Source organism: Hymenobacter sp. FMD4, assembly GCF_058932745.1.
This window is the reverse complement of record NZ_JBZYWH010000013.1, coordinates 1-23,597: the sequence shown is the minus strand read 5'-3', so window position 1 is coordinate 23,597 and position 23,597 is coordinate 1. Positions and strand designations below refer to the sequence as shown.

Sequence of the window (23,597 nt, the reverse complement as noted above, 5' to 3'; positions counted from 1 at the left end):
AATGATGTCGGCGCAACAATTCGGCCGCAGCATTAGTTAGGCCTACATTCCCACTTGTTGCCGTAATTCCCCACGATGATTGTCGAACCCGGACCCCTACTGGCGGCTGTTAACTCACCCGCTGACCTCAAAGAGCTGCGCGAAGACCAGCTGGTGCAGTTCAGTCAGGAGCTGAGGCAGTATATCATCGATACCGTATCCATCTACGGCGGCCACTTTGGCGCCTCGTTGGGCGTGGTAGAGCTGACGGTAGCGCTGCATTATGTATTCAATACGCCCTACGACCAGCTCGTGTGGGACGTGGGACACCAGGCTTACGGACACAAGATCCTGACCGGCCGCCGAAATCAGTTTCATACCAACCGCAAGTACGGCGGACTGTCGGGCTTCCCCAAGCGCAGTGAAAGCGAATACGATGCCTTTGGAGTAGGGCACTCTTCGACCAGCATCGGGGCAGCGCTAGGCATGGCCGTGGCTTCGCAGTACAAGGGCGAGGCCGAGCGCCAGCACATTGCCGTCATCGGTGATGGCGCCATGACGGCGGGCATGGCCTTCGAGGCGCTGAATCACGCCGGCGTGTCCAACACCAACCTGCTCGTTATCCTCAACGATAACTGCATGAGCATCGACCCAAATGTGGGCGCGCTCAAAGAGTACCTCACCGACATCACCACCTCGCGTACTTACAACCGTGTGCGCGATGAGCTGTGGAACGTGCTCGGCAAGCTGTCGAAGTTTGGCCCGAACCCCCAGCAGATTGCCCGCAAAGTCGAGCAGGCCATGAAGGCCACCTTGATGAAGCAGAGCAACCTGTTTGAGGCCCTGAACCTGCGCTATTTCGGCCCGGTGGATGGCCACGACGTGCAGCACCTTGCCACCATTCTCAACGACTTAAAGAACATCCCCGGCCCCAAACTGCTGCACTGCGTGACAGTGAAGGGCAAAGGCTACGCGCTGGCTGAAAAAGATCAGACCAAGTGGCACGCGCCGGGTCTGTTCGACAAAATCACTGGTGAGATTTACTCCAAGGTGCCCGAGAAGCCGCAGCCGCCTAAGTACCAGGACGTATTTGGCCACACCATGGTGGAGCTGGCCGAGCAGAACGATAAGGTAATGGGCGTGACGCCGGCTATGCCCTCGGGCTGCTCGCTGAACATCATGATGAAAGCCATGCCCGACCGCGCTTTCGACGTGGGCATTGCTGAGCAGCACGCCGTTACGTTCTCGGCGGGCCTCGCCACGCAGGGAATGGTGCCGTTCTGCAACATCTACTCGTCGTTTATGCAGCGCGCCTACGACCAGGTGGTGCACGACGTAGCCCTGCAGAACCTGCACGTAGTGTTCTGTCTTGACCGCGCTGGCTTCGCCGGTGCCGACGGTGCCACCCACCACGGCGCCTACGACCTTGCCTACATGCGTTGCGTGCCCAACATGGTAGTGGCCTCACCCATGAACGAGGAAGAGCTGCGTAACCTGATGTACACCGCCACGCTGCCCGAAAATGCGGGCCCTTTCACCATCCGCTACCCGCGCGGTGAGGGCGTGATGCCGGAGTGGCGCAAGCCGCTACAGCGCATCGCCGTGGGTACCGGCCGCACCGTGCGTGAGGGCCAGGGTGATGTAGCCATATTGAGCATCGGCCACATTGGTAACTATGCGGTGAAAGCTACGCAGCTGCTCGCCGCCGAAGGCCTCGACACCGGCCACTACGACCTGCGCTTCTGCAAGCCCCTTGATGAGGAACTGCTGCATCGGGTGCTGCGCCGCTACAAGGCCATTGTGACGGTGGAGGACGGCTGCTTGCAAGGCGGCTTCGGCTCGGCAGTGCTGGAATTTATGGCTGACCATGGCTACTCTGTGCCCGTGAAGCGTCTTGGCATTCCTGACCTCGTCATCGAGCACGGCTCGCAAGATGAGTTGTACAAAGAGTGCGGCTACGATGCAGCTGGCATTGCGCAGGCCGTACGGGAGCAGGCTGCGAAAGCAGCAAACGCCAAAACGGAGAAGCTGACGCTACGCTAGTACCAAGAACAGAAAAGCACGAAGCCCCGTCGGACTATTCCGGCGGGGCTTTGTGTTGATCGGGCATTTAGGCGTAAACGGCCCATCAACATTTCTATATACTAGCTAATCTGATAAGCACTAGTAATGCGTACATGCGTGGCTGACCTGCTCTTCTGCTATGCGCTTTTTGTTTGTATTTCTCTCGCTCCTCTCGGTGCTGCTAAGCTGGAGCTGCAGCACCCCTTCATCTGACCCTACGCCCAGTAATGGGCCAACACCAGCTGGGGCAAGAGGAAGTTTCCTCGCGCTTGGCGACTCATACACCATTGGGCAAGGCGTGCCAGTTGAGGACCGATGGAGCGTGCAGCTAGCACGGATGGGTCAGGCGGAGGGCTTGCAGACGCCCGAGATTATAGCCCGGACAGGTTGGACAACCAGGGATTTGCAACAGGGAATCTTTGCTGCCAATAACCAACGAACCTACGACTTGGTAGCGCTTATGATTGGGGTCAACAATCAATTTCAAGGGCTGCCGCTTACATCTTATCGCACCGAATTTCGCGAATTGCTGCAGACCTCGATTCGATTTGCCGGCAACCGCCCGGGTCGAGTATTTGTGCTTTCCATTCCCGATTGGGGCCAGTCGCCTACGGGACAGCGTTATGACCAAGCTCAAATCAGCCAGCAAATCGACCAATTCAATGCGGCGGCGCAAGCTGAGTGCGTGGCTGCCGGCGTTGCCTTTGTCGATATCACAGATCTGACCAGAGCTGCTGCTAACGACCCGGCGCAATTTGCTCCTGACGGGCTACACTATTCAGGCTTGCAGATGCGTCAGTGGGCCGAACGGGCATTGCCCGTGGCACGACGGTTATTGTTGTAGTGAACGAGATAAAGGTTGACCCGAATACCAAGTGGCTATTATGGGGTAAGCACGTTTTAATCTCCGATAGTAATGTTAGTGTGCCCCAGCATTATTGCTCTATCATCCGTTCCCGGTGGTGCACACCCCACTCACGAATCTCGCTGATAACCTTTTCCAGCGAGCGGCCATACTCAGTGAGCGAATATTCTACCGACAGAGGCACGGTATCGAATACTGTGCGCTTCACCAGCTCATGGCTTTCCAGGTCCTTCAGTTCTTGGGACAAAACCTTGGCCGACACGTTTAGCTCCCGCTGAATTTCCTTGAAGCGGCGCTTCTGCAGCGACAGCAACAGCACCACAGGAATCTTCCATTTCCCGCCAAGTACATCCATTGCGTCGCGAACGGGGCGTAGGTAATCGTTGCAGGTTTTGGCAGCGCTCATGGCAGATGGGGTAAGGACAGGTGACTTTCAGGTAACCGGTTACGTGTGAGTTACTCACAACAAATGTATGTACATAGTTTCGATATTTGTCATCGAAATCATCACCGACACCAAAGGCCGCTCGCGCTGGCTACCAAACTATCTACATCATGGCGACCAACAAATGGACTCTTGACCCCACGCACTCCGAGGTTCAGTTCAAAATCAAGCACCTTGTCATTTCCACGGTGACCGGCTCGTTCAAAAAATTTGAGGGCACGGCAGAAACCGAAGACGACAACTTTGAAACAGCCTTTGTGCGCTTTGCAGCTGATATCGACAGCATCGATACCAACCAAGAGCAGCGTGACCAACACCTAAAGTCTGCTGATTTCTTTGATGCCGCTGCGCACCCGCAGCTCGTTTTCGAATCAACTTCGATGCAGAAAGCCGGTGACGAGCAGTACAAGTTGCACGGCAACCTCACCATCAAAGGCGTGACCAAGCCCGTAGCGCTGGACGTAGAGTATGGCGGCACCGCCACCGACTTCTACGGCAACTACAAAGCTGGTTTTGAAGTGAGCGGTAAAATCAGCCGTAAGGAGTTTGGCCTGACCTGGCACGCTGCTACCGAAGCCGGCGCCATCGTGGTAGGCGACGAGGTGAAGTTGCTAGCCAGCGTGCAGTTTGTCAAGCAAGTAGAAGCTGCCGTCGTAGCTTAAGCCTAAGACGGAGCACATAGGGGGAAACTGGTAGCAGGGAGAACTGCCTAGGTCGCGCGTTGCGACTTGGGCGGGTGAGACCAGAAAAACACGCACCGTCGAATCAGTCATCGTAACCGGTGACTGCCGAGCCCGCCACCTCATGCGAGGGGCGGGCTTTTTGCTAACGGCCGGCGCCAAACTGTTCGGCTTGGCGCTGGGCAGCGGGTTCCGCAGCCTAACGCTATACCTTTGCGCTACCGTGCCGCTTTACTACCTCCGCCATACCGAGCTTGATCATGCTGCCTGGGATGCGTGCGTGGCCGCCGCTACGCAGGTGGTGCCGTATGCGCAAGCCGCTTGGCTACGGCATACCAACGGCGCTTGGGATGCAGTAGTAGAGATGGATAAGCGGGCTGCGGGCCGTTACCTCAGCATTTTGCCAGTGCCTGTGCAGCGGCGCTTATGGGGCCAAGAGGCGCTGCAGCCACCTTTTACTCAGCAGCTGGGGTTGCTTACTACTTCAGGCAGCCAGCACTTGGATGCCGCTGAGTACTTGGCCCTGTTGCACTCCCGCTTTGCCCGGCTGCACTTGCAACTCAATGCCGATAACTCCGCGCCGCAAGGGCTTCCCGCAGGTTGGGTAGCTGCCGAGCGCTTTACTTATCATCTGCCATTGGCTGCCGAATACGCCGAGCTAGCCAACGGATACTGTGCGGATTATCGCCGTCGACTGCGCCAACGCAGCAATTCTACGTCGGTGATTGTGACAACGGAAACTGATTTGAAGCCTATAGTCGGTCTGTTTCAGCAGCACAAGGGCGGTGAAGTAGGCGGCATCAGACCAGAGTATTACGTCCGCCTGCTGGGCTTGTATGCTGCTTTGCACAGCGCCGGACAGACCTTATTGCTCACTGCCCGCGATGCTGGCAGTCATGATTTGCTGGCCGGGGCGTTATTTTTTCGTTACCGCAGCCGGTTGGTTTACCTTTTTGCCGCGGCCACGCCAGCTGGCAAAAAAGCCTCCGCCCCGCTGCTGCTGCTGGATGAAGTCATCCGTCGTCATGCCGGCACGCCGGAGCTGATCCTGGATTTTGAAGGCGGCATGATACCGAGCATTGCGCGCTTTTTTGCGAATTTCGGGGCGCGGCCCGTGCCGTACTATACCCTCACCCAAACCACCCGCCCGTGGTACCTGACCTGGATGCGCTGACCCAAGGCGACCGAGTGCACATTGTGACCTCTGAGCCCTCTATTGCTAATCACTTCCTTGCCGAGCTGCGCGACATACAGGTGCAGCGCGATTCGCTGCGCTTTCGCCGCAACCTGCAGCGCCTGGGCGAAATCATCGCTTACCGCATCAGCTCGCAGTTGGAATACACCGAAAAGACGGTTCAAACCCCCCTGGCAGAGTCGAAAGGTCAGCTGCTCGCCGATTTTCCCGTGCTGGCTACGGTGCTGCGCGCCGGTCTGCCCTTTCACCAAGGCTTCCTGAACTACTTCGATCAGTCGCCGAGTGCCTTCGTGGCTGCTTACCGCATCGAGGCCACTTCGCGGGTGGAGGTGCAGGTGGATTACCTCTCAGCGCCCAACCTGGATGGCCGCGTGCTCATCCTGGCCGACCCCATGCTGGCCACCGGCAAGTCTTTGGCGCTGACGTACCGGGCCATGCTGCGCTTTGGGCAGCCGCGGCAGGTACACATTGCGGCTGTAATTGCATCGCCCGAGGGCCTGCGCCACGTGAAGGAGGAAATTCCGGAGGCTCACATCTGGCTAGCTGCGCTGGACGACCACCTCAACGAGCATGCTTATATCGTGCCTGGCCTCGGCGACGCGGGGGATTTGTCCTACGGCAGCAAGCTTTAGTTGCCCCGTTGGCTTAGCCTTAGCGGAACCAGACGAAGCCGCGCACAGTATCTATTCTTGTTGTTTACCCGAATGCCTCAGGCCTGACTGCCCGTGATGCCGCACGCCGTCAAATACGTTTCTGTTTTCCTGCTTAGTATGGTTAAGTTCTTCGGTGGGCCACTGGCCGGGGCTGCCGCAGGGCTTTCCTTCCTGCCCACCTGGGCCCTTACCGTGGCCGGGATGATGACCAGCGTCTTCGTGTTTTCGAGCGTTGGGCGAGCTTTCACGGCACATCTGCAGCGGCGCCGTCGGCTGCGCCACAAGCCGGTATTTACGCCCCGCGCCCGGCAAATCGTACGCATATTCAGCCGTTTCGGCATCGGTGGCATTGCCTTTCTTACGCCCATTCTGTTCACGCCCATTGGCGGAACAGTCATTGCCACTATGCTGGGCGTGCGGCGTAACCACATCATGCTGCACATGCTTTGGAGTGCTTTGCTTTGGGGCGCTGCCTTTACTTTCCTGACCATCAAGTTCAGTCACCTACCCATTTTTCACCGCTGATAAAAGAGCAAGCAATAACCTTCAAAGCCCCGGCTACTAGCCCGGGGCTTTTTTTGTGTGTTGTTTTCAACAAGCATAGGCTTACTGGAGGCTTTTAAGGGCTTTTGAATTGTAAACCATATAGTTGGGCTTGTGCAGTCGATGGGGTGTGGTTACATTGTTTAACGCAATATCAACAGTTGGTTCTGGATTAGCCGCACCAGACACTAAGCTTACTTGCTACCTACAAAAAGCAGTAGCACCTGAGCATAGCGGTAACAGGTGGCGCTGCGCAATTGAGCGTGGAGCTGGGATATGCTGAAAGCCTGCGGGCCGACAGCATGATGGAGAGAAGGGAAGCAGTTGCCGCTATTGGCAACTGGACGCGAAGAGTAGCTTGAGTGTAGGTCTATGCACCGATTTTTATCGTTTGTCTTCGTTGTTTTTGCGTTTACCACCGCTTCGGCCCAATCCAGGTTGCCTTGTGGCGCGCCACCTCCCAGTGAGGCCCAACGTCAGCAGCTACTTCAAATCAGGCAGCTGGCCGATCAGCCCCGTACTACCGGACTGATGACGTACCTGCCCATCCGGCTGCACATCGTGCGCGACGATAATGGGGCCGGCGGTGCCAGCGAAGCCGCGCTGCTGCAAGCCCTGGCCGAAACCAACTACCAGCTGCGCGGCAGCGGTACTCAGTTTTATGTCTGCGGGCCCATTGATTACGTCAACAGCAGCCTGCACTACGACCTCAACTACAGCAATGAGGCCAGCCTGACCACCTCCCGGGAAGACCCACGCACCATCAACCTGTACAGCGTACGCTCCATCGAAATTCCCGGGTTTGGGGCAGCTGGTGGATATGCCATCGGCCGCCGCACCGTACTTATCAACAGTGCTTTGGGCGACCACGCCACCATGCCGCACGAAATAGGTCACTTACTGGGCCTGCTGCACACGTTTAACGACAACGACGACGTCGATCTGACCCGTCGGGAGCACGTAGCCCGCACCAACTGCGACACCGCCGGGGACCTGATCTGCGACACCCCCGCCGACCCTTACGGCCGCGCCAATACCAGCCTGAATGATTGCACTTACACTGGCACCGTTACCGATGCCAGCGGCGCGCCGTTTGCACCGGCTGTGCGCAATGGCATGGGGTATTGGGGGTGTGGCAATGAGTTTACGGCGGGGCAGCAGCAGTTTGCCGCCGCCTACCGCTCGCAGTATCTGGTTGGGCTGTCGTGCGGCAGCGTGCAGCCATTGGCTCCTATCTCGTTGCAGGCTACGAATCTTGACGGGGCCGGAGTGCGGCTGAATTGGGTGGACCGGGCTACCGATGAGCTAGGTTACTTCGTGGAGCGCTCCATCTACCAAACCGAAGGGTATGCTGCCATCGGCTTTGTGGGCCCCAATGCTACTACCTACCTCGATCCGTCGCCACCGGCTGGTGTGACGGTGTACTACCGCGTAAAGCCGGCAAACGCCGCGGCGGCTTTCAGTAATGTGGCCAGCACGCTCAGCGGCCGTACCTATTGCCGCCCGCAGTACGTGAATGAAAACTGCCGCACCACCGCGTCGCCGCCCATCTATTTCGACGATTTTCAGCTCCGTGCTAACTCCACCGTGCTGCTGCAGCGCCCAGCTTCCGCTGGCTGCACTGCTTACGCCGATCGAACGGCCATAGCTGCTCCCACGCTGGAAGCGTCCCGCACTTACAGCTTCAGCCTGCGCCTGCACGATGCGCAGGGGCAGTATTACATGCAGTACGTGAGCATATGGATTGATTACAACCGCGACGGCGACTTCGACGACCCGGGTGAGCGAGTATTCCAGGGCACCAACAGCACTTTCGAGCAGACTGGCAGCTTCCAGGTACCGGCCCAGGTACCGTCTGGCGATACGCGCCTGCGCGTCAGGACTCAGGCGCTGGGTGTCGGGCTTGTTACCGATGCCTGTGCCTGGGCCCAGTACGGCGCTACCGAAGACTACACTGTGCAGTTCCAGGGCACCCCTTTACCCGTGGAGCTAACGGCCTTTACCGCCGAGGCCAACCCCAACGGCCGGGTGCAACTGCACTGGCGTACCGCGCAGGAGCGCAACAACGACCGATTCGAAATAGAACGCTCCGCAGACGGCCAGCGCTACGAGCGACTTGGGTTTGTGCGTGGGGCCGGTACCAGCACCCAGCCCCACAGCTACAGCTTCACCGATGCGCCAGCTAGCGTGACCGGCAGCCTACTCTATTACCGCTTACGCCAGTTCGACCACGACGGTACCGAGTCTTATAGCGCTGTACGTACCGTTCGCCTCAGCCCCCCAAGCGAAGTGGCCGTGTATCCCACCGCCACCGCTGATGTGGCCACGCTTGACTTGCGAACCTTGCCTAGCCAAGCTTACACGATTCGCGCCATCGATCCGCTCGGGCGCCAGTGTGCGGCGTGGGAACTCACAGGCGGGAAACAGCACACGCTGCTCGTAACCCAGCTCCCGGCCGGTACCTACGTGCTGTCGATCAGTGATAAGGCCCGCCGGTTGTCGTCGCTGCGGATGATTCGCTTGTAGCTTGGTCCGGTGTTACTTGCGCCGGGCGTTTCGGTTCTTGGCGGCCGCGGCTTTGGCTGCCTTCGCGGTAGGGGAAGATGAGCGGCCTTTCGAGGGGTTTGCCTTGCTGCCTTTTTTGCTGCGCGCAGGACCCTCGTAAGTTTTGCCGGTGCGTTTATCGGTAGTTACGCCGGTTTTGAGCCATTCCTGCTTGTCGTGGAAGGCTCCTTTGAAATCGGGGTCTTCCTTGCGGCGTAGCGCGTCCAGCTCCCGGGCCATGCGTTGGGCTTCCTCGAAGGGTGTTTCTGTCACCTTTACTTCGGCGGGCAGCTCCTGCTGCGGAATAGTTTGCCGCATCAACTGCTCGATTCGCTCCACATGCGGCATCTCTGCGGGCGTGGCAAAGGTAATGGCTGCGCCCGTCAATTCGGCCCGGCCCGTGCGCCCGATGCGGTGCACGTAGTCGTCGTAAATCACCGGTACATCAAAGTTGATGACGTGGCTCACGGCCGGCACATCGATGCCCCGGGCGGCTACATCGGTAGCTACTAGGAAGCGCACGTTGCCCTCCCGGAAGGCATCCATAGAGTTCAGGCGAGTATTCTGGCCCTTATTGCCGTGAATCACACGCGATTCGCCCTCAATCTTCCGGTGCAGGAAGTGAAAGACATTGTCAGCTGTTTCCTTGGAGCGAGTAAAAATGATGACGCGGTTAAAGGTCTCTTCGTTCTTTACCAGATGCTCCAGCAAGTGAATCTTGGTAAGAAAGTTCGGCACCTGATACAGCGTCTGCTGCACCGTAATGGCCGGAGCGGCCGGCGGCGTCACTTCTATCTTGACCGGAAATTCCAAAAACTCGGCGCTGAGCTCTTCTACCTTGGGCGGCATGGTAGCCGAAAAGAGCATGTTCTGCCGTTTGCGCGGAATAATTTCGAGCAGGCGACGGATCTGGGGCATAAAGCCCATATCCATCATCTTATCGGCCTCGTCCAGCACCAGCGTCTTAAGCTCTTTTAGCACTAAGTCACCTCGTGAATACAGCTCCATTAGGCGACCGGGCGTGGCCAACAGCACGTCAACGCCCTTGAGTACTGCTTCCGAATGCGCCTTAACGCCCACGCCACCATACACGGCCACGATACGCAGATCGGTGTGAACGGCCAGCTTCCGCAGGTGCGATTCCAATTGTAGAATCAGCTCGCGGGTAGGAGCCAGCACTAGCGCCCGGGGGTGCGTGCCTTGGGCGTACTTCACTTTCATGAGCAGCGGCAGGCCGAAAGCGGCCGTTTTGCCGGTGCCGGTTTGGGCCACTCCCAGCAGGTCGTGGCCGGCGAGCAGCAGCGGAATTGCTTGCTGCTGCACGGGGGTAGGGCGCTCAAAACCGGCTTCCGCCACGGCCATGAGCAACTGTTTGTTCAACTTAAACTCGTCGAACGACTGGGGTGCGGCGGCTTGTTCGGGGGTAGGTTCGGTCATGACTCGGCAGCTAATGAGCCCGCAAAGGTACGGCGAAGTAGCGGGTGGCTCAGGCAAATAGGTCTTTGATGCTGTATACGATGAAAAAAATATGCGTCGAAATGTTGCCTGACACGCCTTCTTGCTCTACTTTTGCCATCCTAAACAAACACGGTAGGTATAGCTCAGCTGGTTAGAGCGTCGGATTGTGATTCCGAAGGTCGTGGGTTCGAGCCCCATTACTTACCCCAACAGGTCCCCGGAACTTAAGCTCCGGGGACTTTTTTATTGCCATTTGGGGTTTAAACCCGCAACTTGAGTTTTACACCAACTCCTTGATTCTTCTGCTATGAGTCTAGTCGTAATCGGCACGGTGGCTTTCGATGCCATCGAAACGCCCTTCGGCAAAACCGACAAAATCGTGGGCGGCGCCGCCACATTTGCCTCGCTGGCCGCTTCCTACTCTGTCAAGCCCGTTAAGATCGTTTCGGTGGTCGGCGACGACTTCCACGACAAAGACATCATGTTGCTGCAAGAGCACGGCGTGGACGTGGAAGGCCTGCAGATCAAGCAAGGTGAGAAATCGTTCTTCTGGTCTGGCAAGTATTCCCGCGACCTGAACTCGCGCGATACCATCGCTACCGAGCTGAACGTGCTGGCTGATTTCGACCCCATCATCCCGGATTCCTACCAGGACTGCAAGTACTTGATGCTGGGCAACCTCACGCCCCAGATTCAGCGTCTCGTAATTCAGCGCCTCGTCAATCGCCCGAAGCTCATCGTGATGGATACGATGAACTTCTGGATGGACATAGCCATGGACGAGCTGCTCGAAACCATTCAGATGGTAGACGTACTGAGCATCAACGACGAGGAAGCTCGTCAGCTTAGCGGCGAATACTCGCTGGTAAAGGCTGCACGGAAGATTCTGGCTCTCGGGCCGAAGTTCTTGATCATCAAGAAAGGGGAGCATGGCGCCCTGTTGTTCCACAAGAAGCAGGTGTTTTTCTGTCCGGCCCTGCCGCTGGAAGACGTATTTGACCCGACCGGTGCTGGCGACTCGTTTGCGGGCGGCTTCATCGGCCACATCGCCGCTACCGACGACATCAGCTTCGAGAACCTGAAGCGTGCCGTGATTCACGGTTCGGCTATGGCTTCGTTCTGCGTTGAAAAGTTCGGTACCGAGCGGTTGCTGAACCTGACCCAGGACGACATTCAGGAGCGTGAAAAGCAGTTCGGCGACCTGGTACGCGTGGAAGAAGTGCTGGCTTAGCACAACCTTGGAGGCTGGCTTGGGGTAAAAGAAGGTATCCGTTTACCTTCTAAACGTTCCCAAGCCATGTCTCAGTCCAAGAGCAAGCATAACCATAATAAGAACCAGTCGCCCATGATTCCGAACTCCAACCCGCAGGGGCAGGATTCGAACAGCGGCGGAACCAACGTTCAGAATTTCAACCGCAATACCATCAGCCAGGACGGTAACCAAACCAAGGGCAACACGCCCGGCAACAGCAACCTGGATGAAGTATTGTCGGCCCGAGTAAACAAGCCGCGCAGCAACCCGCAAGGCAACTGGCCGATGTCGGTAGACAAGAGCCAGAAAGGTCCGGGCCGCAAGGCTGACTAATTTTCTGCGAAAGCACAGAGCCCCGCCGGAGCAATCCAGCGGGGCTTTTTTGTGTCAGGCAGCGTGCAACGAAGTATTTAGATGCACGAGTAAGCTGAGGCAACCCAGGTTCCTCGTGGGCGATACGCGTTAGGGTATCACCGTCAGGCGCATGATGCGGGTGTCCACGTCACCATTGTGGATAAAGTCCTGCTCAAACAGAATCATGTGGCTGTCGAGCCAACGCGGTTGACTGACACCCCATTCCGTTTGCCGTTCCCAGAGCAGGCGTGGTCGGCCACTGGTCATGCTCCATACCTGCAGGCCGCTGGGCTCGTAGCGGGCCAGTACGTCGGAAGAGCCACACACGAAGTGCTGTCCATCAGGCGCGATGGAAGGTGGGCTCCACACGACTGTTTGCCGGCCGGTTTGCTGATCAATAAGCAAGTAGTATCCGCCTTCGTAAAGGCGCACGGCCACGAGCCATTGCCGAATGCGCGGTAGCGTAGCTATGTATTCGTATAGTACGCTGGTGTCGTAGTTCTCCGTTGGGTTATTGATCAGCCGCACAGCCTTGCCCGTGGTGCATTGTAGCGTGAGCGTCCGGCCGGTGCGCCGCACGTCAGGGCCGGCCTTGCGTAAGCGGCGGCGCTCTTCGGCTTCCGGATCGAATTCATCCCCTTCGCCGGCGGCTTGGTTGACCAACCACTGCTGTACTGGCAGGCGTTCGTATGTGTCCCGAGCGCCAGGATAGAGGCGTAGCACCTTGCCGCTCACCACTAGGGTATCGAGGTGGCTGTAGCGGTATACTTTAGGTGGTACAGGGCGGGGCGGCTGATTGGCGGGTGGCACTGATGACGACGGGGGCGGTGACATGCCCGGTACACCCGGCTTGGCACGCTCCGCCGGCTGCATGCGCAGCGAACAGGAGGTCAGCAGGCTCAGGCCCATGAGGGCTGGCAGCGGACGAAGCGGGTACATACAGCGGGGGAGAAGTGGCGAAACGACTAGAAAGCTTGATTTAGCCACTGACGGAAGCCAGCTTGTTGGGCAGGCGTAGCGCCGGGGCGCTTATCCACGGTAAGCTTAGGCCAAAACTGCCGGTTGGGTTCTGCCTGGAGGGTTACCATCAGCAACCGGTTTTGACGAAATACGGCCACTTCGTAGCGAGGTTGACCGCTGCTCAGCAGGCTCTGCAAATTCATTTCCACGCGCCGACCGTTCACGGCCACTATTTGGTCATCTACCGTCAAGGCGCGGGCAGCAGGTGAATTTGGGTGGATGTTCGCTACCTCAGTGCGCTCGTTTTTAACTACCGTCCGGAAACCAAACAAGCCTTCCGAGGCCGAGGCATTGGCCTGAATCATCAGCGCGCAGCCTACGTGCTCCAGCGCCGCATCCAGCGGCTCTTCCAGCGGGGCAGTGCCGTACACGTGCTGTTCAAAGTACCAACTCATGTCCTCGCCTGCTACTTCCGTCACAATGCGTTGGTAGTCGTCTTCGGTATAACCAATGCCAGTCTGGCCAAATTCCTGCCACAGACGACGCATCACGTCATCCAGGCTGCGCTCGTGATTATGCCGGCTGCGGATGTGCAGATCGAGCAGCAAGGCTACCAGGGCGCCTTTGTGGTACACGGACACCTTGCGGTCGGGCACGCCGGGCTTGTAGCCGTCGAGCCACAAATCCATGGAAGCGTCGGCTACGGAAAGGTTGTCGCGGCCGTGGTCGTCGTAATGCTTGCGTAGTACGCCGTTTAGCTCGTCGAAATACTGCTCAGCGGTGCGTACGCCAGCTCGAGCCAGCAGGTAGTCGCCGTAGTACGTAGTGACGCCTTCTGCCACGAAACACGTCCGGAAGTAATTCTCGCGGGCGTAGTCGTAGGGCATCATTTCGGCAGGCCGGATGCTCTTGATGTTCCACACGTGGAACAGCTCGTGGCAGCTCACGCCGAGAAATTCCTTGTACAAGCCTTCGGTCATCAGCAGCTCGGCCGGCCCCAGCGTAATCACCGTCGAGTTAAGGTGTTCTACGCCGTGGTAGTGCCGGTAGGGCAGAATCTGGTTTAGGAAGTGGAAGTCCTGGGCCGGGAAGCCGCCAAACAGGCGTAGCTGCTCTTCGCTGAATGCTTTGAAGTCGCGCAGCAGCACCGTCCAGTCGGGCCGGGCGTCGTCGCCCTGTATCCACACGTGGAACGGTAAGCCGCCAGCTTCGTATTCCCGGTGCTGCAGGGTAGGGGAAGCGATGAGCGGCGAATCGACCAGTTCATCGAAAGAGGCTGCGGCCAGTACGTTGGATCGAAGCTGTGGCAGGCCGCAGGCAATTTGCCAGCCCTCGGGCAGCGCCAACGTCAGCTCACAAGGCTCGTTACGGCGACCTTCAGCATACATGAAGCACTGAATGCCGTTCAAATACAGCTGCGACTCATCCAGCCACGAGCCGCCGGCATCCATTTGGTGGGCGTAGAAATTGTAATGCACACGCACGGTGCGGCCCGCGGCGTTGGCTACTTCCCATCGGTCTTTGGTGAGCTTGCGCAAGGGTAGCGCCTCGTGGCTTACGGCATCGAATGCCTCTACGCGCTGAAGCTTCTGACCAAAATTTTGCAGCTCGTAACGTCCCGGCCGCCAAGCTGGTAGTTGCAGTTCAAGGGGCGCAGCCGCCTCAGCGGGCACGTCCAACTGCATCTGCACCTGGAGGTAAAAAGTAAGCGGGTTGTCAAACGAGACGTAGTAATGAATCATACAGCGCAGCACTTCAAACGCGTAGCAAAGCTACGGCGGAAATGCCGAGCCTTTCCGGTCTGTGGCCACCCCAATACAACTTTCTTGTTATTTACCGAATCGGCAATTGCCTTTTCCGATATAAGTCCTTACCTTTGCCGGCCTTACATAACCGTGCCCCGTCATGAAAAGAACGTTTCAGCCTTCTCAGCGCAAGCGCCGTAACAAGCACGGCTTCCGTCTGCGCATGGAATCTGCCAACGGCCGCCGCGTACTCGCCGCCCGCCGTAAAAAAGGTCGCAAAAAGCTCACCGTATCGGACGAGCACAAACACAAGCGTTAATAGCCCCGTCGCACGGCTGGCTTGCTAGTGTTTAGCAAATCACCGGCTGTGCCCCGAGTTTTCATGCCGGGCGCGCGCGCTTACACGTTTTCGAAAGAAGAACACTTGTGCCGTAAAAAGCTCATTACAGAGCTTTTCGGTCAGGGTTCTTCTTTTGGTTTATACCCCCTGCGTATGGTATGGCTTCCGCTTTCGGAGCCTACCTCCACGCCGCCCCAGGTGCTCGTCAGCGTGTCGAAGCGCACCTTCAAGCGGGCCGTCGACCGCAATTATCTAAAGCGCCTGCTGCGCGAAGCTTATCGCCTCAATAAGCATTTGCTAACCGAAGCGCCTGGCGGCCACTGCGTGGGCCAATTGGCCATTATCTACACAGGAAAGGAAAAAAAGCCTTTCACCGTGGTGCAGAATAAATTAATTTCAGGACTGGAGCGTTTGTTACGCGCCACCGATGTCGGGAATGTGTCGAACAACGCAACTCCGCCGGCGGTATAAGTGTCTGTACTACACAGCTGCTGCCATCTATGAACGTCCGCAAAACTACCCTTGGCTTCGCTGCCGGCGCTGCCCTTGTATTCTCGCTTACCTCGGCCACCGACAGTGAGCGGTATTTCGAAATAGCCAAAAACCTCGACATCTTCGCTACGCTCTTCAAGGAGGTGAATACCTACTATGTGGACGAGGTACCGCCTTCCAAGCTGGTAAAGACGGGCATCGATGCAATGCTGAAGTCGCTCGACCCGTATACCAACTACATTCCGGAAGACGACATCGAAGACTTCCGCACCATGACCACCGGGCAGTACGGTGGCATCGGAGCGGTAGTGGTGAAGCGCAGCGGCAAAACGGTAGTACGTACGGCTTACGAAGGCTTCCCGGCGCAGAAGGCCGGTTTGCTTCCCGGCGACGAAATTTTGTCCATCAACGGCATCAGCGTCGAAAAGAAAACCGATTCCGACATCAGCAAGTTGCTGAAGGGCCAGGCCAATTCCACTGTGAAGCTCATGGTGACGCGCTACGGCCAGGAAACACCCGTCGAAATCAACATCACCCGCGACAAGATCCAGGTCGATAACGTGCCGTACTACGGCATGCTCACCAACGACATTGGCTACCTGCAGCTGGCCGGTTTCACGGTGGATGCCTCGCGTGAAGTGCGCAATGCGGTAACTAAGCTCAAGGAGCAAGGCGCTAAAAAGCTAGTGCTCGACCTGCGCGACAACCCTGGCGGCCTGCTCAACGAATCGGTGAATATCTCGAACCTGTTCGTGGATAAAGGTCTCGACATCGTGAGCACCAAAGGCAAGGTGACGGAGTGGAACAAGACCTATAAAGCTCTCGACGCACCGTTGGATACGCAGATTCCGCTGGCTGTCATTACTTCCAATCGTTCGGCCTCGGCCTCGGAGATTGTAACCGGCGTGCTGCAGGATTATGACCGCGCTGTGGTAGTAGGGGTGCGTACCTTCGGCAAGGGCTTGGTGCAGGCCACGCGGCCACTATCGTACAATTCGCAGCTGAAAGTGACCACCGCGAAGTACTACATTCCCAGCGGCCGGTGCATCCAGGAAATTGACTACTCGCATCGTAGCGAAGACGGTACCCTTGGTAAAGTGCCTGACTCTTTGCGCACCGCTTTTAAGACGCATGCCGGCCGTACTGTGTACGACGGTGGTGGCGTAGCTCCCGATGTGGAAGTGCGCGACAAGGAAGTTGCCGACATCACGCGGGTGCTGCTGCAGAAGAACTACCTCTTCGATTACGCCACGCGCTACCGTGCCGAGCACCAAAGCATCCCGCCGGCTCGTGAGTTCAAGTTGTCGGACGCAGAGTACCAAAAGTTTTCTCAGTGGGTGCAGGGTAAGGACATCAGCTACTCCACGCCCGCCGAAAAAGCCTTGGCCAGCCTCACCAAGCAGACCAAGGACGAAAAGCACTATGAGGACGTAAAAGCCGAGTTGGAAGCCATACGCAAGAAGGTGACTGTCAATAAAGCCAATGACCTGACGCGCTTTAAGCCCGAAATCAAGGAGTTGCTGGAGCAGGAAATAGTGTCCCGCTACTACTTCCAGAAGGGGCAGGTAGAAGCTTCGTTCGATGACGACCCTAACATCTTGACCGCTGTGCAGGTGCTCAACGATCAGCCGCGTTATGCGTCGTTGTTAAAGCCCGGCGGCAAATCAGCCAGTGCCATGAAGGGCGCCGGTACGCCGAGCAAGCAATAAGCTTATCGTACTTTTGCTTTACAGAAAGCAGACTCAGTTATGAGTCTGCTTTTTTGTTCCATCAACTACTCGGATACTCGGAGCGCACGGATGCTTACACTTAAGGTTAAACATTGGCAGGTTTTCCTTTTTATCTCGCTTAGCCAAATACTTACGAGCATCACCATTCATGACAGTAAATTGGTTACTGATTTATTATATGCGGTAGGAGTCGTTCTATATATTGGCTGGTTTGCTGTGTTAGGCAATACGTTAGCCGACTTACTCCCTGAAGAGGCAGATTTTAGCCGCAATTGGTTTCTAATTGATACGTTTATCGGCCTGCTCGCACTCTGTGCAGTAGCAGTGCTGACCGAAACCAATTCCTTTCATGCGCAGGGATTAGCCGCAATACCGGCGTTCTATGTGTTTTTTGCGCTTGGTCACATCTTCTGGTTCCCTGCCGCAACTCTTGTTGCGATTGAGAAAGGCCGAAAGCCTGAGTTTGGCTTCTATTTCGGAACTATGCTCCTAATGCTGTTTTGGCCAATGGGAGTATGGTTTGTACAACCACGGCTAAACCGAATATTCGCTGAACGTCTGCCACATGCCCCTCATTCTCGCTCTTGAAACTTCCTCACCCATTTGCTCTGTAGCCCTGATGCAGGACGGAGCTTTGTTAGCTGCCTCCGAGCTTCGACTGGAAAAATCGCACTCTTCGCACCTAACGGTGCTAATCGAGCAAATGCTCGATAACAGTGGGCTCACAATTGCGCAGCTTTCGGCGGTGGCCGTTTCGGATGGGCCTGGTTCTTACACCGGGTTGCGCATTGGGGCGGCAGCGGCTAAGGGACTCTGCTATGCGTTGGGATTGCCGCTGCTGGCCATTGGTACGCTGCCGGCGTTGGCTCACCAAGTAGCTCAGCAAGTTCCCAATGCTAGCCATTACCGGTTTGCCCCGCTATTAGATGCTCGGCGTATGGAAGTATATGCCGCTCATTACACGGCCGACGGTCAGGAGTTGCAAGCTCCAGTGCCTATGATTCTGGATGCAGAAAGTTGGTCTGCGGAGTTGGCTGCTGGCCCTATTGTGTTCTTTGGAAGTGGCGCTGCCAAGTTTCAGCCTTTGGTAGCCGCTAATCCAAACGCGGCTTTTCTAACCAATGTGCAGCCCTCAGCCATTGCCGTGGCCCAGTTGGCCGAAGCAGCCTATGCCCGGCAGGAGTTCCGGGATGTAGCCTACTACGAGCCGTTTTACCTGAAAGAGGTGTACACTACCTCGCCAAAAGCTGCCCTTTAAAGCATCGGGTGAGCCAAATGGCTCGTTTCTTTGTTATGCAGATAAGCTGCTGCTGGGCGGCTACCTCACTGAGTAATCTTGCTGATTGATATGGACGAAATCATCAACCGCGTCGCACAGAGCGCCTTGGTCAGCTTCAATCTGGAAGAGCTGAAGCACCCCGGTGAGCGGATCGTGTACGACATCAAAGACAACCTTTTCCACGGCCTCATCCTGCGCGAAAAGGACTTCCGGGACTTCATCAAGACCCATGACTGGAGCCAGTACGACGGCAAGAACATTGCTATTACTTGCTCCGCCGATGCCATCGTGCCTACTTGGGCATACATGCTGCTGGCATCTAAGCTGCAAGGCCATGCTCACCGGTATGTGTTCGGTAACCTTGATGCTTTGGAGCAGGAGTTATTTCATGAAGCCATTGCCAACGTCAATGCCGAGGAATTCCGCGACGCTAAAGTGGTGGTGAAGGGCTGTGGCAACGACCCTGTTCCGAATTACGCCTACGTAGCCATTATGCAGAAGCTGCTGCCCGTGGCCAGCAGCATCATGTATGGCGAGCCGTGCAGCACTGTACCGCTATATAAGCGTCCGAAGACTGCATAGAGGCCTTTCTTGGTATTTAGCGCAACGCGAAGGACCTTTTTCCGGGTTATCGGTGGCAGGAATGCTGCCGCTCACCCGGGAAAAGGTCCTTCGCGTTTATCGTGCATCTTTGATTCTTATACACCCCACACGCATGAGTCAGCATACTGCCAGCAAGCCCATATACAAGATTGGTTTCTACACCGGCATTGCTATCGTCGTAGCCAACATGGTGGGCACTGGAGTGTTTACCAGCCTCGGATTTCAGGTGCAAAGCATCCAAAGCGGTTTTGCATTGCTGATGCTCTGGCTGGTAGGCGGGGTCATTGCCTTTTGCGGAGCCTTGTGCTACGGTGAGCTAGCAGCTGCCTTGCCGCGCTCCGGGGGGGAATATCACTACTTATCTCGCATTTATCATCCGGCAGTAGGGTTTCTGTCGGGTTGGGTATCAGCTACAGTCGGCTTTGCTGCGCCTACTGCCTTAGCTGCCATTGCATTAGGTCGCTACGCCGCCAGCGTGTGGCCCGAAGTTCATGCCAATTTGCTCTCATTGGCAGTGGTCGTGCTTATTACCGCAATACATTTGATCAGCAGTCAGGTTGGCAGTCGCTTTCAGGTAATAGTAACAGCACTCAAGGTAGCGCTGCTCATCTTTTTCATCATTGCAGGGCTGCTGGCCGATGCACAGCCGATTGCCTTCGCTCCAATGGCCGTCGATTGGCAGCAACTGCTGACGCCCGGTTTTGCCGTGTCGCTGATTTATGTTTCCTACGCCTATTCTGGTTGGAACGCGGCCGTGTACATGGCCGGCGAGGTAGAGCAACCGCAGCGCAACCTGCCGCGCATTTTGCTCATGGGCACCGGGGTAGTAGTGCTGCTCTACGTGCTGCTCAATTACGTTTTCCTGCGCACTACTCCCATCACCACGTTGGCTGGGCAGCTAGAGGTAGGCTTTCTGTCGGCTAATCAAATATTTGGCGTAGCTATCGGGCAGCTGATGGGTGCTGTTATTGCTTTGCTGCTGATTTCCACGGTCAGCTCCATGATTTTTGCCGGTCCGCGCATCATCCAAACGATGGGGGAGGACCTACCGGCTTTGCGTTGGCTTGCCCGTCGCAACCGTCGCGGGTTACCGGCCCGCGCTACCGTGCTGCAGTCCATGCTCACGGTGCTATTCATCATTACGGCTACGTTCGAGCAAGTACTGGTCTACGCAGGCTTTGTCCTGAACCTGTTCACTTTCCTCGCGGTGCTCGGGCTGTTTGTGTTGCGCATTCGTCAACCCGATCTGCCTCGCCCGTACCGTGCTTGGGGCTATCCGTTCACGCCCCTTTTATTTTTGCTGCTCAGCGGCTGGACACTTGTCTTTCTGCTGCGCGACCAAACGCTGGAATCTTTGTTGGGTCTGGGTACCGTGATGCTCGGGCTGATTATATACGCAGTGATATATGCGGTCAACTTTCGCCGAGCAGTAGCGGAGTAAAGGCTTCCTCAACAACCGGTCCTTAGTATCTTTCCCTCCCAAATCAGTGCTTCATTCTGCATGCGCGTTCCTTTTTATCGATATTGGCTGCCGGCCCTTTTGACTGCTGCTTTTGCTTGCACCGAGCGTCAATCCCAACCCAATACCGAGCCCGGCTCCCCAGCAGCCACTGCATCTGATTCGGCTACAGCTCTCGTCGCTCCTGAGCCCGCACCGGTTCCCGCCATTGATACGGCCGAGGTACACGATGTAGCCGCTTTTCTGGCTGGCTTACCGGTACAGCGCACCTCAAATTTGCGTGCCCTCACAGATACTCCGGAGTGGCAGCGTTTCGCCGCTGATGCTGATAAGAGCTGGACTAATTACCATGCCTCACGTACCGACAAAATTGAAGCTTGGGCACGGAAAGAGCTTGATTCCGTTCGGCAAAGCAGCCCGGTTGTCTTCTATCCATTCAGCGGCCCCGATTTTCTAAATGCTGCTACCGTATTCCCCAATAGTCAGACTTACGTGCTTGTAGGCTTAGAGCCCGTTGGGTCTGTGCCCGGACGCACTTCGCTGGAAAGCCCCAAGCTCTTCAACGCCGTCAAAAGCTCGCTTTGGTCGGTACTTAATTTCAGCTTCTTCCGTACCAACAGCATGGCTGTTGAGCTCAAGTCTTTGGAGCTAGATGGCTCGCTCCCGCTGATCCTGCTCTTTGCGGCTCGTACCAATCACCAAGTTACCAATGTCCGTTACGTACAGCTGACCAAAGCAGGAGAACTGGTTTCCGCCGATTCCACTGCTGAGTCTGCCAAGCTCATCCCTGGAGTAGTGGTGAGCATGCGCAATGCGCAAGGCCAGGAAAAGCAAGTGTATTATTTCTCTGCCGATCTTAGTGACTGGAAACTTGGACAAACCAACAGCGCCATCCTGCGCTACGCCCGTACGCTCGGCCCCCTAACTACCTACGTAAAATCAGCCACCTACTTGATGCACAAGGCGTACTTCAGCAAAGTGCGCAATCTTATCTTAGAACGCAGCCGCTATGTCTTGCAGGATGATTCAGGCATAGCTCTGAAGTATTTTCAGCCGACTGATTGGCACTTTACACATTACGGGACTTATCACAAGCCGATTCCCATGTTTGCCATGTACTACCAGCCTATGCTCATCGCCGCCTACCGCGACTCTGTAAACAAGCCGCGCCCACTGCCATTTGGCACTGGCTACAACTGGCGCGTAAACGATTCCAACCTACTCTTGGCGAGGCGGCGGTCAGAGCCAGCCATCTAGTAATCTTTGGTATAAAAAATAGTTAATGGTAATAACAAGTATAAAATGAGATGCTGATGTGGGGTAGGAAGGGATTCTCAGGTATTGTAGCTCTGGCTATTGTTGTGGCAGGTACTTCCGTCTCTTCTAGCCGCCCTTCGCCTGCTATAATAGCGTTGCCTTCCCAAGCGTTTTCTTCAGATCCACTTGATAGTCTTTTGCACGCTACCCCGGCGCTGGCTTCAGTTATTAAGGATGCCGAGAAGTACGAGCTACAGATCATTTACACACGTATCGACCGCGACGCGCAACAGAAGCCGCGCTTCACTCAATATGATTATCGCCTAAACGAGCGGGCATACTTCAATCCCGCCAGTCTCGTAAAGCTGCCAGTTGCTCTGCTGTCGCTGGAAAAGCTAAATCAGCTGCGCCAGCAGGTTCCCGCGCTTTCCCGGCAAAGCATTATGGCAACTAGCGCAGCAGGCCGTTGCCAGACCCCCGTACCCTTCGCCGCTCCTGCTGATTCTGACCAAGTAGCCAGCATTGGCAACTATATAAAGCGGATGCTACTCGTCAGCGACAATCAAGGGTACAATCGTCTTTACGAATTCTTGGGTCAACAGCAGTTGCATCAACGGTTAAGTCAACTAGGTTACCCTACTGCTCGCATAATTCGTCGCTTTGCACCTTGCGACTCTGCTGCTAACCGGTGCACCAATCCAATTACTTTCTTCAATTCTAGTGGTGGCATCGTCTACAAACAGGCTGCCATCTGCAATCCAAAGCCTTTGCCGCCTCCTTTAGGGCGCGTAAACAAAGGCCGCGGTTATTACGCCGGAGGACGGTTCATCACCAATCCATACGATTTTACAACGGCCAATTACTTGCCACTACAAGCCGTAACTGATATCCTACGCTCCATCCTCTTCCCTGAGTCAGTGCCTGTGGACCGACGCCCGGCCTTAACCAATGCCGACCGAGAGTTCCTTCTACATTATTTATCCGCTTCTCCCAATGAATCTGGGTTTCGACCTTATAACACTGCTCAGTACTTTCCGGCTTACAAGAAGTACCTCTATTACGGGCGTCAGCGTCAGGCAGCCCGCGAGCCTGGCCTACACATATATAATGTGGTGGGCATGTCTCACGGCTATCTAGCTGATTGTGCTTACTTCTTTGATGAAGAAGGCAAAGCGGAGTTTATGTTGAGCGCCGTACTGTATGTCAACTCCAATCAGATCTTAAATGATGGTCAGTACGAGTACAATGCTGTTGGCCTTCCTTTTTTAGCTGCCCTAGGGCGCGCTGTGCACAACATGGAGTTAAGACGTTCTCGAGCGCGTTAAGCTATGATTATGCTAAGCAGCCGATTGCTAGCTGGTTGCAGTAAGGCGCTCTGGTCAACTTGTAATTATTATCTCTACTCTCTTGAGTTATTCAATCTCTTCCTGCATCTTTGCACTCCCAATCCGAAACGCGGAGGGCATCGAGGAAGATTTTAAAGTTTTAAGGCGACTTTTGTTACTAGTTGCTTTGAATTTTTTTTTCAATCGGACTCTTGACTTTTTAAAATCGGAGGTCTTATCTTTGCACCCCGCTTCAGCAGGAGGCGGGTTTCGAGACTTCGCCAGCGCTGCTCTGAAAAAAAACAGCGGTTGGAACTTGGAGGGAGGCAAAGAAGTTGAGTAGCTTTGCAGCCCGGTTCGAAACGCGAGCGGTGC

The 23,597-nt window shown here is 56.1% G+C and carries 23 protein-coding genes and 1 tRNA gene; 19 read left to right on the top strand and 5 right to left on the bottom strand.

The genetic code is table 11. The features are described 5' to 3' along the window. Positions 1 to 75 precede the first annotated feature (75 nt). Both dxs and AC5FXY_RS13140 read left to right on the top strand, forming a co-directional pair. The gene (gene dxs / locus AC5FXY_RS13145) at positions 76 to 2,022 is read left to right on the top strand and encodes a 1-deoxy-D-xylulose-5-phosphate synthase (RefSeq protein WP_493557142.1); all 1,947 of its coding nucleotides are present in this window, start codon (positions 76 to 78) and stop codon (positions 2,020 to 2,022) included. A gap of 160 nt (positions 2,023 to 2,182) precedes the next feature. Next, positions 2,183 to 2,887, top strand: a complete 705-nt coding sequence (locus AC5FXY_RS13140; protein WP_493557141.1) for an SGNH/GDSL hydrolase family protein — start codon at positions 2,183 to 2,185, stop codon at positions 2,885 to 2,887. Between the two features lie 91 nt (positions 2,888 to 2,978). On the opposite strand, the gene AC5FXY_RS13135 is transcribed toward AC5FXY_RS13140, so the two are convergent. After that, a complete protein-coding gene (locus AC5FXY_RS13135; RefSeq protein WP_493557140.1) occupies positions 2,979 to 3,314 on the bottom strand; it encodes a winged helix-turn-helix transcriptional regulator in 336 nt (111 codons plus the stop codon). Positions 3,315 to 3,463: 149 nt separating this feature from the next. Here AC5FXY_RS13135 and AC5FXY_RS13130 point away from each other — a divergent pair, with 149 nt between their 5' ends. The 5 genes from AC5FXY_RS13130 to AC5FXY_RS13110 all read left to right on the top strand — a co-directional run bounded on the left by AC5FXY_RS13130 (position 3,464) and on the right by AC5FXY_RS13110 (position 8,950). Further along, positions 3,464 to 4,015 (top strand): YceI family protein, encoded by a 552-nt coding sequence (locus AC5FXY_RS13130; RefSeq protein WP_493557139.1) that lies wholly within the window; start codon positions 3,464 to 3,466, stop codon positions 4,013 to 4,015. Between the two features lie 142 nt (positions 4,016 to 4,157). Then, complete coding sequence (locus AC5FXY_RS13125; RefSeq protein ID WP_493557138.1) at positions 4,158 to 5,207, top strand: GNAT family N-acetyltransferase; 1,050 nt, start codon at positions 4,158 to 4,160, stop codon at positions 5,205 to 5,207. Continuing rightward, entirely contained in the window at positions 5,183 to 5,860 is a 678-nt protein-coding gene (gene upp / locus AC5FXY_RS13120; RefSeq protein WP_493557137.1) for a uracil phosphoribosyltransferase, read from the top strand. The genes AC5FXY_RS13125 and upp overlap by 25 nt, the downstream gene beginning before the upstream one ends. A gap of 138 nt (positions 5,861 to 5,998) precedes the next feature. Further along, a complete protein-coding gene (locus AC5FXY_RS13115; RefSeq protein WP_493557136.1) occupies positions 5,999 to 6,406 on the top strand; it encodes a hypothetical protein in 408 nt (135 codons plus the stop codon). A gap of 549 nt (positions 6,407 to 6,955) precedes the next feature. Beyond that, complete coding sequence (locus tag AC5FXY_RS13110; protein WP_493557135.1) at positions 6,956 to 8,950, top strand: GEVED domain-containing protein; 1,995 nt, start codon at positions 6,956 to 6,958, stop codon at positions 8,948 to 8,950. A gap of 12 nt (positions 8,951 to 8,962) precedes the next feature. Here the strand turns inward: AC5FXY_RS13110 and AC5FXY_RS13105 are convergent, their stop codons facing one another. Next, entirely contained in the window at positions 8,963 to 10,405 is a 1,443-nt protein-coding gene (locus tag AC5FXY_RS13105; protein ID WP_493557134.1) for a DEAD/DEAH box helicase, read from the bottom strand. A gap of 153 nt (positions 10,406 to 10,558) precedes the next feature. Here AC5FXY_RS13105 and AC5FXY_RS13100 point away from each other — a divergent pair. From AC5FXY_RS13100 to AC5FXY_RS13090, 3 genes are all read left to right on the top strand, one after another. Beyond that, positions 10,559 to 10,635, top strand: a tRNA-His gene (locus AC5FXY_RS13100). Positions 10,636 to 10,733: 98 nt separating this feature from the next. Continuing rightward, positions 10,734 to 11,657 carry a PfkB family carbohydrate kinase gene (locus AC5FXY_RS13095; RefSeq protein WP_493557133.1) on the top strand — a complete coding sequence of 308 codons (924 nt, stop codon included), beginning with the start codon at positions 10,734 to 10,736 and terminating at the stop codon, positions 11,655 to 11,657. A 66-nt stretch (positions 11,658 to 11,723) separates the two neighbouring features. After that, complete coding sequence (locus AC5FXY_RS13090) at positions 11,724 to 12,011, top strand: hypothetical protein (RefSeq protein WP_493557132.1); 288 nt, start codon at positions 11,724 to 11,726, stop codon at positions 12,009 to 12,011. Between the two features lie 129 nt (positions 12,012 to 12,140). On the opposite strand, the gene AC5FXY_RS13085 is transcribed toward AC5FXY_RS13090, so the two are convergent. Then, positions 12,141 to 12,971 (bottom strand): hypothetical protein, encoded by an 831-nt coding sequence (locus tag AC5FXY_RS13085; protein WP_493557131.1) that lies wholly within the window; start codon positions 12,969 to 12,971, stop codon positions 12,141 to 12,143. 26 nt (positions 12,972 to 12,997) lie between these two features. Next, complete coding sequence (locus AC5FXY_RS13080) at positions 12,998 to 14,734, bottom strand: M61 family metallopeptidase (RefSeq protein WP_493557130.1); 1,737 nt, start codon at positions 14,732 to 14,734, stop codon at positions 12,998 to 13,000. A gap of 163 nt (positions 14,735 to 14,897) precedes the next feature. Between AC5FXY_RS13080 and rpmH the strand changes: the two genes are divergently transcribed. The 9 genes from rpmH (at position 14,898) to AC5FXY_RS13035 (ending at position 23,222) form a co-directional block, all read left to right on the top strand. Then, positions 14,898 to 15,056 carry a 50S ribosomal protein L34 gene (gene rpmH, locus AC5FXY_RS13075; RefSeq protein ID WP_078014902.1) on the top strand — a complete coding sequence of 53 codons (159 nt, stop codon included), beginning with the start codon at positions 14,898 to 14,900 and terminating at the stop codon, positions 15,054 to 15,056. A gap of 63 nt (positions 15,057 to 15,119) precedes the next feature. Then, the gene (gene rnpA, locus AC5FXY_RS13070; protein WP_493557209.1) at positions 15,120 to 15,548 is read left to right on the top strand and encodes a ribonuclease P protein component; all 429 of its coding nucleotides are present in this window, start codon (positions 15,120 to 15,122) and stop codon (positions 15,546 to 15,548) included. Between the two features lie 29 nt (positions 15,549 to 15,577). After that, entirely contained in the window at positions 15,578 to 17,278 is a 1,701-nt protein-coding gene (locus AC5FXY_RS13065; protein WP_493557129.1) for a S41 family peptidase, read from the top strand. 39 nt (positions 17,279 to 17,317) lie between these two features. Beyond that, complete coding sequence (locus AC5FXY_RS13060) at positions 17,318 to 17,887, top strand: hypothetical protein (protein WP_493557128.1); 570 nt, start codon at positions 17,318 to 17,320, stop codon at positions 17,885 to 17,887. Further along, the gene (gene tsaB, locus AC5FXY_RS13055) at positions 17,865 to 18,557 is read left to right on the top strand and encodes a tRNA (adenosine(37)-N6)-threonylcarbamoyltransferase complex dimerization subunit type 1 TsaB (protein ID WP_493557127.1); all 693 of its coding nucleotides are present in this window, start codon (positions 17,865 to 17,867) and stop codon (positions 18,555 to 18,557) included. The genes AC5FXY_RS13060 and tsaB overlap by 23 nt, the downstream gene beginning before the upstream one ends. Before the next feature lie 90 nt (positions 18,558 to 18,647). Beyond that, positions 18,648 to 19,160, top strand: a complete 513-nt coding sequence (locus AC5FXY_RS13050) for a DUF2480 family protein (RefSeq protein WP_493557126.1) — start codon at positions 18,648 to 18,650, stop codon at positions 19,158 to 19,160. A gap of 133 nt (positions 19,161 to 19,293) precedes the next feature. Further along, positions 19,294 to 20,622: an APC family permease gene (locus AC5FXY_RS13045; protein ID WP_493557125.1), complete on the top strand. Its 1,329-nt coding sequence runs from the start codon at positions 19,294 to 19,296 to the stop codon at positions 20,620 to 20,622. A gap of 60 nt (positions 20,623 to 20,682) precedes the next feature. Next, on the top strand, positions 20,683 to 21,897 hold the full coding sequence (locus AC5FXY_RS13040; RefSeq protein ID WP_493557124.1) for a hypothetical protein: 1,215 nt from the start codon (positions 20,683 to 20,685) through the stop codon (positions 21,895 to 21,897). 197 nt (positions 21,898 to 22,094) lie between these two features. Further along, the gene (locus AC5FXY_RS13035; RefSeq protein WP_493557123.1) at positions 22,095 to 23,222 is read left to right on the top strand and encodes a serine hydrolase; all 1,128 of its coding nucleotides are present in this window, start codon (positions 22,095 to 22,097) and stop codon (positions 23,220 to 23,222) included. An 87-nt stretch (positions 23,223 to 23,309) separates the two neighbouring features. Here the strand turns inward: AC5FXY_RS13035 and AC5FXY_RS13030 are convergent. Beyond that, positions 23,310 to 23,597, bottom strand: a 288-nt coding sequence (locus AC5FXY_RS13030) for a hypothetical protein (protein WP_493557122.1), incomplete at its 5' end; no start/stop codon positions are given.

Coding starts and splice junctions, on each gene's coding strand:
- dxs (WP_493557142.1), top strand. CDS start 76: ATGATTGTCGAACCCGGACCCCTACTGGCGGCTGTTAACTCACCCGCT.
- AC5FXY_RS13140 (WP_493557141.1), top strand. CDS start 2,183: ATGCGCTTTTTGTTTGTATTTCTCTCGCTCCTCTCGGTGCTGCTAAGC.
- AC5FXY_RS13135 (WP_493557140.1), bottom strand. CDS start 3,314: ATGAGCGCTGCCAAAACCTGCAACGATTACCTACGCCCCGTTCGCGAC.
- AC5FXY_RS13130 (WP_493557139.1), top strand. CDS start 3,464: ATGGCGACCAACAAATGGACTCTTGACCCCACGCACTCCGAGGTTCAG.
- AC5FXY_RS13125 (WP_493557138.1), top strand. CDS start 4,158: ATGCGAGGGGCGGGCTTTTTGCTAACGGCCGGCGCCAAACTGTTCGGC.
- AC5FXY_RS13115 (WP_493557136.1), top strand. CDS start 5,999: ATGGTTAAGTTCTTCGGTGGGCCACTGGCCGGGGCTGCCGCAGGGCTT.
- AC5FXY_RS13110 (WP_493557135.1), top strand. CDS start 6,956: ATGACGTACCTGCCCATCCGGCTGCACATCGTGCGCGACGATAATGGG.
- AC5FXY_RS13105 (WP_493557134.1), bottom strand. CDS start 10,405: ATGACCGAACCTACCCCCGAACAAGCCGCCGCACCCCAGTCGTTCGAC.
- AC5FXY_RS13095 (WP_493557133.1), top strand. CDS start 10,734: ATGAGTCTAGTCGTAATCGGCACGGTGGCTTTCGATGCCATCGAAACG.
- AC5FXY_RS13090 (WP_493557132.1), top strand. CDS start 11,724: ATGTCTCAGTCCAAGAGCAAGCATAACCATAATAAGAACCAGTCGCCC.
- AC5FXY_RS13085 (WP_493557131.1), bottom strand. CDS start 12,971: ATGTACCCGCTTCGTCCGCTGCCAGCCCTCATGGGCCTGAGCCTGCTG.
- AC5FXY_RS13080 (WP_493557130.1), bottom strand. CDS start 14,734: ATGATTCATTACTACGTCTCGTTTGACAACCCGCTTACTTTTTACCTC.
- rpmH (WP_078014902.1), top strand. CDS start 14,898: ATGAAAAGAACGTTTCAGCCTTCTCAGCGCAAGCGCCGTAACAAGCAC.
- rnpA (WP_493557209.1), top strand. CDS start 15,120: ATGCCGGGCGCGCGCGCTTACACGTTTTCGAAAGAAGAACACTTGTGC.
- AC5FXY_RS13065 (WP_493557129.1), top strand. CDS start 15,578: ATGAACGTCCGCAAAACTACCCTTGGCTTCGCTGCCGGCGCTGCCCTT.
- AC5FXY_RS13060 (WP_493557128.1), top strand. CDS start 17,318: ATGAGTCTGCTTTTTTGTTCCATCAACTACTCGGATACTCGGAGCGCA.
- tsaB (WP_493557127.1), top strand. CDS start 17,865: ATGCCCCTCATTCTCGCTCTTGAAACTTCCTCACCCATTTGCTCTGTA.
- AC5FXY_RS13050 (WP_493557126.1), top strand. CDS start 18,648: ATGGACGAAATCATCAACCGCGTCGCACAGAGCGCCTTGGTCAGCTTC.
- AC5FXY_RS13045 (WP_493557125.1), top strand. CDS start 19,294: ATGAGTCAGCATACTGCCAGCAAGCCCATATACAAGATTGGTTTCTAC.
- AC5FXY_RS13040 (WP_493557124.1), top strand. CDS start 20,683: ATGCGCGTTCCTTTTTATCGATATTGGCTGCCGGCCCTTTTGACTGCT.